Here is a 14,479-nt window from a genome sequence, read left to right as displayed (position 1 = left end):
GGCTTGGCTAAATCAGCCGAAATGGCGGCCATTTTCGTAGTATTTGAAGGGATCGAGCGGGAAAAAGCGGATACAGATATCCAGCTCCTTCTCCTCCTCTCTTAACTGGTTTCGTACCGCAGCGGTGATGATTCCAGCCACTTTGTCCTGGATCTGCTGACCCCGCTCAAACCACTGAACGTCGACGAATGGGTAGCGATTTGCATCCATCTTGTCGTCAAAGATGAACTCAGCAGGCAACAGCTCAATGGTGAAATGATCCCGTGGACAACCCACCGCTTCGGCCAACTGGTCCACCAGGGTCTCACTCATGTGCATCACCTGCTGACGCTCCATTCCACTGATTCTGATATGGGGCATCCTTCTCTCCTGTTCTCTGTCTGTCGACTACTACCGGCATTGTAGGTGTTGGTCATTGAATTTTCACTGGCAAACGACCACCTCGGTGGTGGCTGGAACGGGAACGCTCTTCGTTGTTTGGGCTGCGGAAATGGCGGAAAAATGTGAAATAAGTTGGCGTGACACAAAGAGATGTGTGCGGAAGTCTTCAAATGTGACCATTTTGTGAGGTTGAAAAGCAACCAAAACAAACGAATTTATTGATGAGGATCAATCGAAACTCCATCTATTTCCTATTGGGTATATCCCCCACTTGAACCCGGCGGTTACATTGCGTCCGAGTTTGAAGATTTCTCAGGCAGAAGCCTGATTTATTTGACTGGGACAACAAGATGGCACGTTCTCCGCTGTGGCGCAGCGCCACCGGCCGCAAGGCCCAGGTACTGCGGATGCCACACCTGGTTTCAGAGGAAGAGTTTGTTGATGGTTGCACGCGCTGTCACCAATGCCTCTCCTCCTGTGAAACCGGCGTTATCGTCATCGGTGCAGGGGGCTTCCCCGAGCTGGACTTTAACAAGGCGGAGTGCAGTTTTTGTGGACAGTGCGCCAAGGCATGTGGGGAAGCCCTTTTTCGGGATTCGGAGCACTCCCCCTGGCCCTACCGCGTGGCACTGGACGACACCTGCCTAACCTTGCAGGGCATAGAGTGTCGCAGTTGTGCCGACGCCTGCGATATGGCCGCCATCAGCTTCAAGCCGACAATTGGTATCTCTCATCCGGTTCTCTCAACGGCTTGTAATGGTTGTGGCGCCTGTCTACCTCGTTGTCCCAGTCAATCCCTCTCTTTGCAGATACCCAAGGAGTCTGCCCATGACTGAACACATCTGTTCATTGGTGGTGAACACCCAACCGGAGAAACGGTTCGCGGTGGAAACCAGCCTCAATGAGCTGCCCGGAGTCAGCGTCGAGGTCAACGACCCCTCCGGCAAGATGGTGGTCCTGCTGACACACACACATCAAAACTCCCAGGTGGAGTGCATTGACCAGATCAAAGGGTTGCAGGGTGTAGGCGCAACCTCCCTGATCTATCACCAAAAAATTTCTAACGACTGACCGTAAAAGGTTCAAGGAATAGATGATGAAACTATCACGTCGAGACTTTGTAAAAGCGCAAGCCATCGCGGCCGGCGCTGCTGCGGCTAACCTGGCCGTCCCCGCTGCTGCCAAGGGGATCATCGCCACCCGCAACGACGACACCATTGTTTGGGATAAAGCGCCTTGCCGTTTCTGTGGCACCGGCTGCTCCGTTCTGGTCGGCACCAACCAGGGTAAGGTGGTGGCGGTTCAGGGTGACCCTCAGGCGCCGGTTAACCGTGGCCTGACCTGCATCAAGGGCTACTTCCTGCCCAAGATCATGTACGGAAAGGACCGTCTGACTCAGCCCATGCTGCGTAAGAGCAACGGCAAGTACGACAAAAATGGTGAGTTTACTCCGGTCTCCTGGGATGAGGCCTTCGACGTGATGGCCGACAAGTTCAAAGCGGCCCTGAAAGAGAAGGGGCCCACCTCTGTGGGCATGTTCGGCTCCGGTCAGTGGACCGTATGGGAAGGCTACGCCGCCGCCAAGCTGTATAAAGCCGGTTTCCGTTCCAACAACATCGATCCTAATGCCCGTCACTGTATGGCTTCCGCCGTGGGTGGCTTCATGCGTACCTTCGGCATCGATGAGCCCATGGGCTGTTACGACGACCTGGAGCAGGCTGATGCCTTCGTCCTCTGGGGCTCCAACATGGCCGAGATGCACCCCATCCTCTGGTCTCGCTTGAGTGCCCGCAAGCTCTCCGCCGAGCACGTGAAGGTGGCGGTACTTTCTACTTATGAGCACCGCAGCTTCGAGCTGGCGGACAACCCCATGGTGTTCACCCCTCAGACTGACCTGGCGATCCTCAATTTCATCGCCAACTACATCATTCAGAACGACAAGGTGAACCACGACTTCGTCAACAAGCACACCAATTTCCGTAAGGGGATCACCGACATCGGCTACGGCCTGCGTCCCGAGCATCCCCTGGAGCAGGCGGCGAAGAACCCCGGCAAGGGCGGCTCCGAAGCCATCGATTTCGAGCAGTTCAAGAAGTTTGTTGCCGACTACGACGTCGAGACTGTTGCCAAGCTCTCCGGTGTGGAAGCGGACAAGCTGATCGCCCTGGCAGAGCTGTACGCCGACCCCAACCGCAAGGTGGTGTCCTACTGGACCATGGGCTTCAACCAGCACACCCGCGGCGTGTGGGCCAACAACCTGGTGTACAACATCCACCTGCTCACCGGTAAGATCTCCCAGCCCGGCAACGGTCCCTTCTCCCTGACCGGTCAGCCCTCCGCCTGTGGCACCGCCCGGGAAGTGGGCACCTTCGCCCACCGTCTGCCCGCAGACATGGTGGTGAAGAACCCCAAACACCGCGCCTACTCAGAGAAGATCTGGAAGCTGCCTGAGGGCACCATCCCGCCCAAGCCCGGTTATCACGCCGTGCTGCAGGATCGCATGCTCAAGGACCGCAAGCTCAACGCCTACTGGGTGATGTGCAACAACAACATGCAGGCCGGCCCCAACATCAACGAGGAACGCCTGCCCGGCTACCGTGACCCCGCCAACTTCGTGGTGGTGTCCGACCCCTACCCAACGGTGACCGCCATGGCCGCCGACCTGATCCTGCCCACCGCCATGTGGGTCGAGAAGGAGGGCGCCTACGGCAACGCCGAGCGCCGCACCCAGTTCTGGTACCAGCAGGTGAAGGCGCCAGGCCAGGCCAAGTCTGATCTGTGGCAACTGGTGGAGTTCTCCAAGCGCTTCAAGGTGGAAGAGGTGTGGCCCGAAGAGCTGCTGGCCCAGAAACCCGAATACCGTGGCAAGACCCTGTTCGATGTTCTCTATGCCAACGGCCAGGTGAATCAGTACGGCCTGGATGAGGTGCCCGCCGAGCGTCTGAATGACGATGCCCGCGCCGCCGGCTTCTACATCCAGAAGGGGCTGTTCGAGGAGTACGCCACCTTCGGTCGCGGCAAGGCCCACGACCTGGCGGACTTCGATACCTATCACCAGGTGCGCGGCCTGCGCTGGCCCGTGGTCAACGGTCAGGAGACCAAGTGGCGCTTCAAAGAGGGAGCCGATCCCTATGTGAAGGCGGGCAGCGACTTCCAATTCTATGGCAAGCCTGATGGCAAGGCGGTGATCTTCGCACTGCCCTTCGAGCCGGCGGCGGAGTCTCCGGACGGCGAATTCGACCTGTGGCTCTCCACCGGTCGGGTACTGGAGCACTGGCACACCGGCACCATGACCCAGCGGGTGCCAGAGCTGTACAAGGCGTTCCCCGATGCCGTGGTCTTCATGCACCCGCTGGACGCCAAGGAGCGCGGCCTGCGCCGTGGTGACAAGGTGATGGTGAGCTCTCGCCGCGGCGAAGTGGAGACCATGGTGGAAACCCGTGGCCGCAACAAGCCGCCTCGTGGTCTGGTCTTCATGCCCTTCTTCGACGCCAGCACCCTGGTCAACAAGCTGACCCTGGATGCCACCGACCCGCTGTCGAAGGAGACCGACTACAAGAAGTGCGCCGTCAAGGTGCGTAAGGCCTGATTGAGAGATGGGCCCTGCGGGGCCCCTTGCCAAAAGAATTGGAGAACACCATGAAACTTCGAATTGCCCTGTGTGGCGCACTTCTGCTTCCCCTGGCGGCCTTCGCCGCCGAAGAACACCAGTTTGGCATGCGCTCAGACGTGCCTCTGGAGGAGACCAACAAGGCGCCTGGACTGAAGAAGGTCCTTAAGGAGATCGATCGCCAGGCGCTGAACTACGTGAACCAGCCCCCCCTGGTGCCTCACAAGGTTCAGGGATATCAGATCACCCAGTCCACCAACCGCTGCCTGCAGTGCCACGACGTGGACAACTACCTGACCACAGGCGCGCCCCGGGTCAGCCCAACCCACTTTACCGATCGTGACGGCATCGTACTGCCTCACGTGGCACCTCGTCGCTACCTGTGTCTGCAGTGCCATGTGACCCAGGCGGATGCCAAGCCTCCGGTGGCCAACACCTTCGAAGGCCTGGGCCAGTTTGCCAAAGATAAGGAGTAAGCCATGAAACTACCTGGCTTTATCGGACGCATCTGGGGTTGGCTCTGCCGCCCCAGTGGTAAGGCGCTGGGCAGCCTGCTGCTGGTGGGCTTTGTGGGCGGCATCATGTTCTGGGGTGCGTTCAACACCGGCATGGAGATGACCAACCGCGAAGAGTTCTGCATCGGCTGTCATGAGATGGAGGCGAACGTCTACGAGGAGTACGTCACCACCATCCATTACAACAACCGCAGCGGCGTACGCGCCACCTGTCCCGACTGTCACGTGCCCAAGGACTGGACCCACAAAATGGTGCGCAAGATCCAGGCGTCCAAGGAGTTGTGGGGTAAGGCAATCGGCATCGTAGACACGCCGAAGAAGTTCAGTGATCACCGTTTGGTTATGGCGGAGCGGGAGTGGGCGCGGATGCGCAAAACCGACTCTCAGGAGTGCCGCAACTGCCATAACTTCGAGTTTATGGACTTTACCGAGCAGAAGGGAGTGGCGGGTCGCATGCACGCCTCCGCCAGCGAGCAGGGCAAGACCTGCATCGACTGCCACAAGGGCATCGCCCACAAGTTGCCTGAAAACTACGAAGGCAACGACGCCATCTCAGAGACCCTGGCCGCGCACTAGGGCAGAGAATTTGGCCCGGAACCCAGTCAGTCGGGCCAGATAGACTAAGGGGGAATCCATTGGATTCCCCCTTGTTTTTGTCTGCACTTTATCGCCTTCAGGCGGCGCTCAGGTGTCCGGCAATCTCCCGCAGGTCGTTGACGAAGGTCTCCACCGGCTGGCCGCCACTGATGATGTACTCATCATTGATGATAAAGGCGGGCACCGAGGTGATTCCCAGGCGTACATACTTCATCTGGTCCTTACGCACCTCGTCACCGTACTGGTCGCTCTCCAGCACTTCTTTGGCGCCAGCGGCATCCAGGCCTGCGGCCTCGGCGCACTGAACCAGGGCATGGTGGTCGCTGGGGTTGCCCCCATTGGTGAAGTAGAGATGAAACAGGTGCTGCTGCAGGGCGGATTGCTTGCCCTTGAGCTCGGCCCAGTGCAGCAGACGGTGGGCGTCGAAGGTGTTGTAGGTGGTGGGTTGACGGTCCAGACGCATCTCAAAACCCAGGCGGTTGGCTCGCTTGTCCAGCACCAGTTGGTTCTGTCCGACCTGGGCGTCGGTGTAGCCATACTTGTTCTTGAGATTCTCGGTCCTTGGCTGGCCTTCCGGGCCCAGATGGGGGTTGATCTCGAAGGGCTGCCAATGGATCTCGGCGTCCAGTTCTCCATGGAGTTCGGTCAGCGCCTTTTCCAGCGCCTTGTAGCCGATGATGCACCAGGGGCAAGTGACGTCCGAGACGATGTCGATACGCAGATGGTTCATTGTTTTATCACCAAATCAGGTTCGAAACTCCACACTACTGGGTAAGCTTGTGGGGGTCAATCGACCCATTCGCAGTATAGATTAACAATTTTTCACAATTGCTCGCAGGATCAAGAACCGACCCGAACTGGGATCGGTGGCACATCGAAATAAGTTGGGGCGTGATCCGGATCACTGGCTGGAGAGGGCCTGGCCCAGGGGCTGGAAGTAGCGGTGCACCATGGTGTTAATCAAGTGTAAATGGTCGGCTGTGGGGTAGGCGCCGGCCTGAGCCAGCTTGCCCTGTTTGGTGCCGCTGACCAGATAGTGATTCTTAATCTGGTGATCCTGGATGCAGGCCTCAAACGCCCTGGCCATCAGTTCTGTAGGGAGGGAGAAGTAGCGCCGTCCCAGTTGCTCGTCCAGGGCCAGGGCGTTCTCCACAAACTCGCCATGGGCCTGCTTATCCGGGGCAAATACCGCATTAAACAGCTCTGACAGCCTCTGGTTCAGTGGGTGGGGCTGCATAGGCTGCTGTAACAGCCACAGGTTGCTGGCAAAGGCGGTGGCCCTGGCGGGTGTGGTAAAGGCCTTGGCGGCGATGTGATGATCGAAGGCGTGCCAGTACTCGTGCGCCAGGGCGCCGGCTCCGGCGTTTTTCGCCAGGGCCAGGGTGCGGGCTGCCGGTTCGTAGTGGGCCTGGCTGTGGGGGCTGCCTCCGGTGCCAAAGGCCAGGTGCAGCTTGCCCCTGAGCCCTATTACCTCGGGCGGCACATTGAGGATGTAGGCCAGGTCGGCCATGGCGTCGAACACCAGGTTGGCCGCCAGTTGCTGTTCACCCCGGTTGACCCAGCGTCCCACCCGGACTCCGGCCAGACCGAACTGATCACGGATCTCGGCGAAGGAAACGTCGTCGCCACAGCGGTAATCCGGGCCGCGACGGAAGTGCTGGCGGTGCAGGGCACCTGGAGAGTGGTTGTCGGTCATGGGGGGATCTATACCCCAGGGGAGTGCTTCCTACAAGGGCAGGGTGCACCACCAGGGCGCAACCTCTCAGGGACACCTTGGCTAAGATGCTGATTATTAGCAGCTCTGACCCTGGCACGGAACTGGCTTCGAGATCAGGTTTGGGTGAAGAGGGAGGAGTGCCCCATGAAGTTCTATTCGCGACGCGTCGTTAAACCCGAAGATCTGAATCCGGCCGAGATGCTGTTCGGTGGTCGCCTGCTCAGCTGGATTGATGAGGAAGCGGCGATCTTCGCCGCCTGTCAGATGGAGAGCACCAGATTGGTGACCAAGTGCATCTCTGCCATCGATTTTCGCCGTCCGGCGCTTCAGGGAGACGTGATTGAGTTTGGCCTGGAGCTCGCAGGTCACGGCAGAACCTCCATCACCATTCGGTGTGAGGTGCGCAATAAGCTCACTAAAGCCGCAATCGTCACCATAGACGCCATGGTATTTGTTTGTCTGGATGAGAGGGGCAAACCGGCCCCTCACGGCTTAGGAACGCGTCTGGCTACTCCTGCAGGGTAAAGTTACCGGTTTCCTGCTGATAGTCGAAGTGCAGCAGCTCGGTGACCATCTCCAGGCTCAGTTGGGGCAGCTTGGCACAGGGCTGGGGCCAGGGCTTGTCGTCGGTGGCGTCAAACTCTTTGACGTACTCGGCGAGGCGATCGCCGTCCAGTCGCAGTGCCAGGGGCTCATCGTTGGCACCGAAGTAGTGGCTGGTGACCTGCTCCAGCGACTGATAGTAATTCAGGTGGATATGACCATGGGCCTGGTCGGCGCCACAGAGGGGAATCAGGCCGCTTTCCTGGGCTTGTTGCCACTGGGCCTGGGTAACCACTTTAAAAAGAGAAGGGATCAACGGCTTCATGCTCCGTAAGACTCTCGGGAATTCAAGCTATCAGATCCGACCAGGTTGGGGAAGCCCCGCAGACGGGAAACTCTCGCAGGTGAAACGGCCCCGGCACCAAACCGGGGCCTGCAGACGTCAGTTGAGCATCAGTTCGGCGGCGGTCAGGATCAGCTCCGGAGCCACCCTGACTTTGTAGTTGGGGTTGAGGTAGGAGAAGTGCACCAGTCCGTCACCGTCCACCAGATAGACCGCCGGAATCGGCAGCACCACCAGGTCCGAACCCTGCTCGGTGACCAGACGGCGGCCCATCTTGCCCTGGTAGGCCGCGGAGAGCTCAGGGGTCAGGGTGTAGGCCAGTCCGAAGGACTCACTGGCCTCAAGGTTGCGGTCTGACAGCAGCAGGTAGCCGGTGTCACCCGGTCCGTCCTGCAACTGCTCGGCAGGATCCGGGGAGATCGCCACAATCTGCACCCCCATCTTCGACAGTTGGGCTTCCACCTTCTTCAGGCCGGAGAGTTGGGCGTTGCAGTAGGGGCACCAACCGCCTCGATAGAACACCAGCAGGGAAGGCTTGCCTTCCAGCCAGGTGTTCAGAGATTGGGTGCGGCCATCCAGGCCAGCCAGGGAGGCGTCAGGAATGGTCATGCCATTGAGCAGAGGTGTGACCTGAGTGGGCGCCGGGGCGATGGCGGCGTGCAGTGGCAAGCTGAGCAACAGGGCGGCTAAGAGTCCCCAAAGTTTCATGGTGAGTTCCTTCTTATCTGTGGTCTTGGCAGGGGCGTTCGACTTTTAAGCGTCGCGCCCCACTAGACCGGGGAAGCTCACCGATTATTTCACCCCTGCATCAGGCTTTGGCAGCGGGTCTTGTACTTGCCCATCAGGGGGCCGAGGGCGCTGGGGTCCGGCAGGCTGGCCAGTTGGGCCTCTTTGGCCTGGGCGATGGCGGCCTTGGCGGGCTGTTCTCCTCCCAGGGCGGCGGCCCGCTGCTCGGCTGTCAGGGCCGATTGTTGCAGTCTCTGCCCCACCGCCTGCATCTGTGGCGCGTTCATGCCGGCAATGGCATTGGAGGCGATCTGGTAGTAGGCGGCGCACTGCACCAGGCCATCCCACTGCTGCTGCTCATTGGCCGACAGCGCGGGCGCGTTGGCCTGGGTTTGATTGACCATGACCGCACCGGCGCCGATCAGGCCCGCCAGGATCAATCCGGCAATAACGAGAGAGGACTTCATCATTTTTTTCCTTAGGGTGGTATGCTGAAGACCTTAATTGAGTGTGACCAAGATCGCAAATTCAGCAGAACTGCGATGTCGGCAAATGGAGTGTTCATGGAGCTGCCCTTTTCCCAATCCTGTGAAAACAACAAGGCCCCGATTCTGGCGGTGCTGAAACAGGCTCTGGCCCCGGCCAGTCATGTGCTGGAGATAGGCAGCGGCACCGGTCAGCACGCGGTGTTTTTTAGCGAGCACCTTGACCATTTGCAGTGGCAGCCCTCGGACCAGGGAGAGTACCTCACTGCGCTGAAGATGCGCCTGGCCCACTACCCCAGGCCGAATCTGGGGCAGCCTCTGGAGCTGGATGTCACCGGTCAGTGGCCGGCGCAGAGCTTCGACGGGGTGTTTACCGCCAATACCTGTCACATCATGGCCTGGGATCAGGTGGTGCAGATGTGGCATGGGGTGGGGCAGGTGTTGCAGCCGGGAGGCCGTTTCTGTGTCTATGGTCCCTTTAATCGCAATGGCCGCTACACCAGTGACAGCAATGCCCAGTTCGATCAATGGCTGATACAGAGGGATCCCATGAGTGGTATCCGCGATCTGGAAGCGATGCAGGCTCAGGGAGAGAGTCAGGGACTGTCACTGGCGACCATCCATACCATGCCTGCCAACAACCTGCTGCTGGAGTTTCATAAGGCCTTGTAGGGCAGGGCGCTGCGATACAGCTTCATCAACCTTCGCAGTTGCTGGTGCTCCTGAAGCACCGCATCGGCCACCGCCTGATCGAACAGCGGGTGGTAGAGCAGGTGGTTGGAGTAGGTCCAGTTGGGCTCAAAGCCCCGGGTCAGTTTGTGCTCACCCTGGGCGCCGGCGTCGAGCTGGGCCAGGCCGTTATCGATGCAGTAGTCGATCCCCTGGTAGTAGCACAGCTCGAAGTGCAGCCCCCTGTGCTCCTTGAGGCTGCCCCAGTAGCGGCCATAGAGGGCATCCTCCCCCTTGAGAAACAGCGCAGCGGCGAACCACCGACTCTGCTCAGCCTCCCTGGCCATCACCAGCACCGAACAGTTCGGCAGGCGCCGGTGCAACTGCCGAAAGAAGGTCAGGTTGAGGTAACCGAAGTGGCCTGAGCGTTTGGCATAGGTGTGTTGGTAGCATTCGAGAAACTGCCGCCAATGGTCGTCGGTGATCTCGTCCCCCTCGAAGCGCTCTATCACCAGATCCTCGCAACGCTTTCGCTCCTTGAGGATGTTCTTGCGTTTGCGCGCCGTCAGCCCGGAAACAAACGCGTCGAAGCTGCCATAGTCCCGATTGTGCCAGCGGAACTGGATGTCTTTGCGCTGCCGCCAGCCCTGGCGTACCAGCTTGTCGGACAGCGCCTTTTCGGGAAACAGCCACTGCATGCCGGAGAGCCCCAGCGCCTGCCCCTGCTCCTTGAGGCTGTCTGACAGCGTCATCAGCAGCCACTCCTGGTCCACATCATCCGCCACGCCCAGCCTGGGGCCGGTCACCGGAGTGAAGGGCACGGCGTTTATCCACTTGGGGTAGTAATCCAGCCCATGGGCTTCATAGGCCCGGGCCCAGCTCCAGTCAAACACATACTCACCGAAGGAGTGCAGTTTGATGTAGCCGGGCAGGGCGGCCACCAGGTGGCCTTCCTCTTCGACCAGCAGATGCAGGGGTTTCCAGCCGCTGCTTTTGCCCACACAGCCGCTGACCTCCAGCGCCGCCAGAAAGCCATGACGCAGGAAGGGCTGGTCGTCGGGAAACAGGGCATCCCAGCTGTGGGCATCGATCTTGTCGATGGCATCGAGCCATTTGAGGGTGAAGGGGCCACAGTCCCTGGCCATAGCTACTCCATCAGGTGACAGTTGCGGGTCATACCCCCTGGTGGAGGTGGTGACACGGCAGGTGTACACCAAAGTTAGCACTCCCTAACCCGGGCTGTCAGCCCAGGCTCGGGACATTAAAAAGGGGACTCACCTGAGTCCCCTTATCATCAACCGGACAGATTAACCGGCCTTACGCTCTGCTTCGCGGCAGGCGGCGGCGGTGAAGATCACGTCGGTGGAGCTGTTCAGGGCGGTCTCTGCGGAGTCCTGAATCACGCCGATGATGAAGCCAACGGCCACCACCTGCATCGCCACATCATTGGAGATGCCGAACAGGCTGCAGGCCAGAGGGATCAGCAGCAGGGAGCCGCCGGCCACGCCGGAGGCGCCACAGGCGGACACCGCGGCGACGATGGAGAGCAGCAGGGCGGTGGGCAGGTCCACCTGCACGCCCATGGTGTGCACCGCGGCCAGGGTCAGCACCGTGATGGTGATGGCGGCACCGGCCATGTTGATGGTGGCTCCCAGAGGGATGGACACAGAGTAAGTGTCCTCATGCAAGTCCAGGCGCTTACACAGGTCCATGTTCACCGGCACGTTGGCGGCAGAGCTGCGGGTAAAGAAGGCGGTGACGCCACTTTCACGCAGACACTGGAACACCAGCGGGAAGGGGTTCTGTCGGGTCTTCACGTAGACGATGGAGGGGTTGACCACCAGGGCGATAAAGGCCATGGCACCGAGCAGCACCGCCAGCAGATGGGAGTAGCCGGCCAGGGCGTCGAAACCTGTGGTGGCGATGGTGTTGGCCACCAGGCCGAAGATGCCGATGGGGGCAAAGCGAATCACCACTTTTACGATGCTGGTGATCCCCTCGGACACATCGTGGAACACCTGCTTGGTGGCGTCGGTGGCTTTATGCAATGCCAGACCCAGGGCGATACCCCAGGCCAGGATGCCGATGAAGTTGCCTGTCATCAGGGCGTTCACCGGGTTGTCGACCACTTTGAACAGCAGGGTGTTCAGAACTTCAGTGATCCCTTCCGGCGGGGCAACGGTGGCGTTGTTGGTCACCAGGGCCAGGGTGGTGGGGAACATGAAGCTCAGCACCACCGCCGTCAGAGAGGCGGCGAAGGTGCCAAACAGGTAGAGCATGATGATGGGTTTCATATTGGTGTGCTCTCCACGCTTCTGATTGGCGATGGAGGAGGCGACCAGGATGAACACCAGAATAGGAGCGACGGCTTTCAGGGCGGACACAAACAGGCCACCGAGGAAGCTTACGGACTTGGCGCTGTCTGGCGCGACCACGGCCAGACCGACACCGGCGAGGATGCCCACCAGGATCTGCAGGACCAGGCTGCCGCTTGCGATTTTCTTAATTAGAGATTGCTGATTACTCATGATTTGCCTAACGCATTATTTTTATATTGGGCGGACAGGCCGCCAGAACGGGGAATTTTGGCAATTTTCCTTGCGACATGTCCACCCGGAATCGATATTTGATTGATCTTAATCGACACTATTTTCATATGAATTAACTTAAACAACTCATTCTTATGATTTAATGCTTCAAACTTATGCTTTGGTCCGATCTCTTGGCCAAAACCCCTTATCTGTAAGGGGGATAGGGGTAAGACAGCGAAATGTAAACTCAGGGTAAAGGGATGGTGAATTGTGAATAACCTGCTGGCTGACATTCCAGAAAAATTAACAGATGAGGTGTTTCAGACCATCATCGAGAATAAAGGGGTGAAAATTGAAAGAATTACCTCCCTGGGACAGGTGACCCCAGAGGGAGAGTGGTACGATCAAGCCCAAAATGAGTGGGTGGTGCTGCTCAAGGGTCGGGCCCGACTGATGTACGCCGACGGCCGTGAGCAATCCCTGGAGGCGGGGGATCATGCCTGGCTGCCTTCGGGCTGCAAACACCGGGTCAGCTGGACCGATCCCCAGCAGCCGACGCTGTGGCTGGCGGTGCACTGGCCGGTGACGGAGTGAGCGTTCAGGCCGGCCAGAGGAACCAGTTTCAATGTGCCGGGGTCCAAAACTGCATTAACACAGGAGTATCTGCCCATGATAAGTCGTCTTAAATCTCTGTTTTCTGACCAGGGCTCCGCGGCTGAGGAGCTGAACGTTGAGCTGGCCAGCACCGCTTTGCTGCTGGAGGTGGCCAGGGCCGACTCCCAGATCAGTCACGAGGAGAAGGAGGCGGTGTGGCACCTGGTCAAGGGGCTGCATCAGCTGTCCGACCGGGAAGCCCGGGATCTTATCGAGGAGGCGCTGATCCAGACCGAGCAGGCCAACTCCATCCACAACTTCACTAACGTGGTGAAGAAGAACCTGCACCTCAAGCAGAAGATCAAGCTGATTGAGGGGTTGTGGCGGGTGGCCTACGAGGATGACGAACTCGACCCCCATGAAGAGGCGATGATCCGTAAGGTCAGTGACCTGCTCTATCTGCGTCACAGTGAATTTATCCAGGCCAAGCTGGCGGTCACCGGCGAGCTGTAATCTCCTCCTTGAGTCGCCGCCCCGCCTCCCCCATAATGCCTGCCTTCAATCTATGGGGGCGGTATGAGCGGCGAAACAGTTCTGTTTGATGGTAGGGATGAGTGGGGCCAGGTTCGGGTCATTGAACAGGGGCCACATCGCATCCTCAGTTTCGGCCCGGCCGATGAGCAGAGCCGTATCCTCACCAAACAGCCCTGGGTGCTGCAGCACGACTACACCCGGGCAATGATGCTCTCCCTGCTGTTCTGTCAGCCCAAGCGTGCCCTGGTGCTCGGGGTGGGCGGTGGCTGCCTTATCTCTGCCCTGGCCACTGCGGTCAAGGGAATCAAGATCACCGGGGTGGAGTTGCGTCCCCTGGTTACCGAGATTGCCCTGAGCCACTTCCGCCTGCCTCGCAGCAAGCGCATTGAGCTGGTGCATCAGGAGGGCGCCGCCTTCCTGGCCGAGGGCAACCACAAGCGGGTGGATCTGCTGTTTACCGATCTCTATGGCGCCGACGCCGTCGACGACGTTCAGCTCAATGAGCGCTTTATCGATGATGCCGCCGTCCTGCTGAAGGAGGATGGCATGCTGGTGCTCAACTGCTGGGAGGAGCACCGTCACCACGAGGGCCTCAACCGCGCCCTGGCCCGCCACTTCCCGGTCTGTCACAGCTGCCCCACCGCCGACGGCAACCTGGTGATTCTGGCGGGACGCACGCCATTGACTCAATCTCTGGCCCAGCTGCGGGAAAAGGCCCAGCAGCTCTCTCCTAAACTGGGCTATCCCCTCACCGACAGCCTGGGCCGGCTGGAACCCTGGGACTGATCTGGGGGTGGAGGGCACCGACAGGTGCCCTTTTTTGCCCCTGGTGAGGGTGCTACTCTGGTGTCAGGTCTGATTCTGAGGGAAGCACGATGACGCCAAACTACATCACCATCAAACAGATAACCCTGGGCTGGCTGGCCTCCTGTTACCTAATCTCCCTGGCGCTGATCCCCCTGTTTCCCTTTGTGACCGTGGGCTTCAGCCTGCCCATCGCCCTGATGATCGTCTTGCTCAGCCCCATTCTCTTTATTGTCCAGGGGGTACTCATTGGCGCCATGGTGTGGCTGGGGCTGAAGATGCTCCATGGGCTGGCGGGCGCTCTGGGTAAAGAGGCGCAGCTCAACAGGGTGTTGGGCCCCTGACGGTCAGCCTCGATAGGGCGCTCATCAATTGCGGTATCTTCACCGGCGGATCCACAGTCAGTGGCCCACCTCATTTGCCGACGGGT

The 14,479-nt window shown here is 59.4% G+C and carries 19 protein-coding genes; 11 read left to right on the top strand and 8 right to left on the bottom strand.

From position 1 onward, the window contains the following. Positions 1-12: 12 nt before the first annotated feature. Positions 13-360, bottom strand: a complete 348-nt coding sequence (locus QUE41_RS14750) for a DUF1904 family protein (RefSeq protein WP_286339771.1) — start codon at positions 358-360, stop codon at positions 13-15. A gap of 371 nt (positions 361-731) precedes the next feature. Between QUE41_RS14750 and napF the strand changes: the two genes are divergently transcribed. The 5 genes from napF to QUE41_RS14725 are packed head-to-tail and all read left to right on the top strand — an operon-like array spanning position 732 to position 5,082. Next, a complete protein-coding gene (napF, locus tag QUE41_RS14745; protein ID WP_286339770.1) occupies positions 732-1,217 on the top strand; it encodes a ferredoxin-type protein NapF in 486 nt (161 codons plus the stop codon). After that, complete coding sequence (locus QUE41_RS14740; protein WP_286339769.1) at positions 1,210-1,452, top strand: chaperone NapD; 243 nt, start codon at positions 1,210-1,212, stop codon at positions 1,450-1,452. The genes napF and QUE41_RS14740 overlap by 8 nt, the downstream gene beginning before the upstream one ends. Positions 1,453-1,477: 25 nt before the next feature. Beyond that, complete coding sequence (gene napA, locus QUE41_RS14735; RefSeq protein WP_286339768.1) at positions 1,478-3,970, top strand: nitrate reductase catalytic subunit NapA; 2,493 nt, start codon at positions 1,478-1,480, stop codon at positions 3,968-3,970. A 50-nt stretch (positions 3,971-4,020) separates the two neighbouring features. Further along, a complete protein-coding gene (locus QUE41_RS14730; protein ID WP_286339767.1) occupies positions 4,021-4,467 on the top strand; it encodes a nitrate reductase cytochrome c-type subunit in 447 nt (148 codons plus the stop codon). Between the two features lie 3 nt (positions 4,468-4,470). Beyond that, on the top strand, positions 4,471-5,082 hold the full coding sequence (locus QUE41_RS14725) for a NapC/NirT family cytochrome c (protein WP_286339766.1): 612 nt from the start codon (positions 4,471-4,473) through the stop codon (positions 5,080-5,082). Between the two features lie 97 nt (positions 5,083-5,179). Here QUE41_RS14725 and QUE41_RS14720 read toward each other — a convergent pair whose 3' ends face one another. Beyond that, complete coding sequence (locus QUE41_RS14720) at positions 5,180-5,833, bottom strand: DsbA family oxidoreductase (RefSeq protein WP_286339765.1); 654 nt, start codon at positions 5,831-5,833, stop codon at positions 5,180-5,182. 171 nt (positions 5,834-6,004) lie between these two features. Further along, positions 6,005-6,799, bottom strand: a complete 795-nt coding sequence (locus QUE41_RS14715; protein WP_286339764.1) for a CLCA_X family protein — start codon at positions 6,797-6,799, stop codon at positions 6,005-6,007. 165 nt (positions 6,800-6,964) lie between these two features. Here QUE41_RS14715 and QUE41_RS14710 point away from each other — a divergent pair, with 165 nt between their 5' ends. Next, positions 6,965-7,345 (top strand): acyl-CoA thioesterase, encoded by a 381-nt coding sequence (locus tag QUE41_RS14710; protein ID WP_286339763.1) that lies wholly within the window; start codon positions 6,965-6,967, stop codon positions 7,343-7,345. On the opposite strand, the gene QUE41_RS14705 is transcribed toward QUE41_RS14710, so the two are convergent. From QUE41_RS14705 to QUE41_RS14695, 3 genes are all read right to left on the bottom strand, one after another. Continuing rightward, positions 7,329-7,688: a DUF952 domain-containing protein gene (locus tag QUE41_RS14705; RefSeq protein ID WP_286339762.1), complete on the bottom strand. Its 360-nt coding sequence runs from the start codon at positions 7,686-7,688 to the stop codon at positions 7,329-7,331. The genes QUE41_RS14710 and QUE41_RS14705 overlap by 17 nt on opposite strands. A gap of 117 nt (positions 7,689-7,805) precedes the next feature. Then, positions 7,806-8,414: a peroxiredoxin-like family protein gene (locus QUE41_RS14700; RefSeq protein ID WP_286339761.1), complete on the bottom strand. Its 609-nt coding sequence runs from the start codon at positions 8,412-8,414 to the stop codon at positions 7,806-7,808. Between the two features lie 89 nt (positions 8,415-8,503). Next, positions 8,504-8,899, bottom strand: a complete 396-nt coding sequence (locus tag QUE41_RS14695) for a hypothetical protein (protein WP_286339760.1) — start codon at positions 8,897-8,899, stop codon at positions 8,504-8,506. Between the two features lie 96 nt (positions 8,900-8,995). Here QUE41_RS14695 and QUE41_RS14690 point away from each other — a divergent pair, with 96 nt between their 5' ends. Continuing rightward, on the top strand, positions 8,996-9,589 hold the full coding sequence (locus QUE41_RS14690) for a DUF938 domain-containing protein (RefSeq protein ID WP_286339759.1): 594 nt from the start codon (positions 8,996-8,998) through the stop codon (positions 9,587-9,589). On the opposite strand, the gene QUE41_RS14685 is transcribed toward QUE41_RS14690, so the two are convergent. Continuing rightward, complete coding sequence (locus QUE41_RS14685; RefSeq protein WP_286339758.1) at positions 9,574-10,731, bottom strand: GNAT family N-acetyltransferase; 1,158 nt, start codon at positions 10,729-10,731, stop codon at positions 9,574-9,576. The genes QUE41_RS14690 and QUE41_RS14685 overlap by 16 nt on opposite strands. A gap of 162 nt (positions 10,732-10,893) precedes the next feature. Beyond that, positions 10,894-12,114 carry a serine/threonine transporter SstT gene (gene sstT, locus QUE41_RS14680; RefSeq protein WP_286339757.1) on the bottom strand — a complete coding sequence of 407 codons (1,221 nt, stop codon included), beginning with the start codon at positions 12,112-12,114 and terminating at the stop codon, positions 10,894-10,896. 273 nt (positions 12,115-12,387) lie between these two features. On the opposite strand from sstT, the gene QUE41_RS14675 reads away from it, so the two are divergent. The 4 genes from QUE41_RS14675 (at position 12,388) to QUE41_RS14660 (ending at position 14,393) form a co-directional block, all read left to right on the top strand. Then, positions 12,388-12,711, top strand: coding sequence for a cupin domain-containing protein (locus tag QUE41_RS14675; protein WP_286339756.1), 324 nt, complete (start codon positions 12,388-12,390; stop codon positions 12,709-12,711). A gap of 75 nt (positions 12,712-12,786) precedes the next feature. Then, positions 12,787-13,224 carry a tellurite resistance TerB family protein gene (locus QUE41_RS14670; RefSeq protein ID WP_286339755.1) on the top strand — a complete coding sequence of 146 codons (438 nt, stop codon included), beginning with the start codon at positions 12,787-12,789 and terminating at the stop codon, positions 13,222-13,224. A gap of 63 nt (positions 13,225-13,287) precedes the next feature. Further along, positions 13,288-14,031, top strand: a complete 744-nt coding sequence (locus QUE41_RS14665; protein WP_286339754.1) for a class I SAM-dependent methyltransferase — start codon at positions 13,288-13,290, stop codon at positions 14,029-14,031. Positions 14,032-14,120: 89 nt separating this feature from the next. Continuing rightward, positions 14,121-14,393, top strand: a complete 273-nt coding sequence (locus QUE41_RS14660; RefSeq protein ID WP_286339753.1) for a hypothetical protein — start codon at positions 14,121-14,123, stop codon at positions 14,391-14,393. Positions 14,394-14,479: the final 86 nt, after the last annotated feature.

It is taken from the genome of Ferrimonas sp. YFM (assembly GCF_030296015.1).
Classification (GTDB): domain Bacteria; phylum Pseudomonadota; class Gammaproteobacteria; order Enterobacterales; family Shewanellaceae; genus Ferrimonas.
This window is presented reverse-complemented; position numbering and strand designations above follow the sequence as displayed.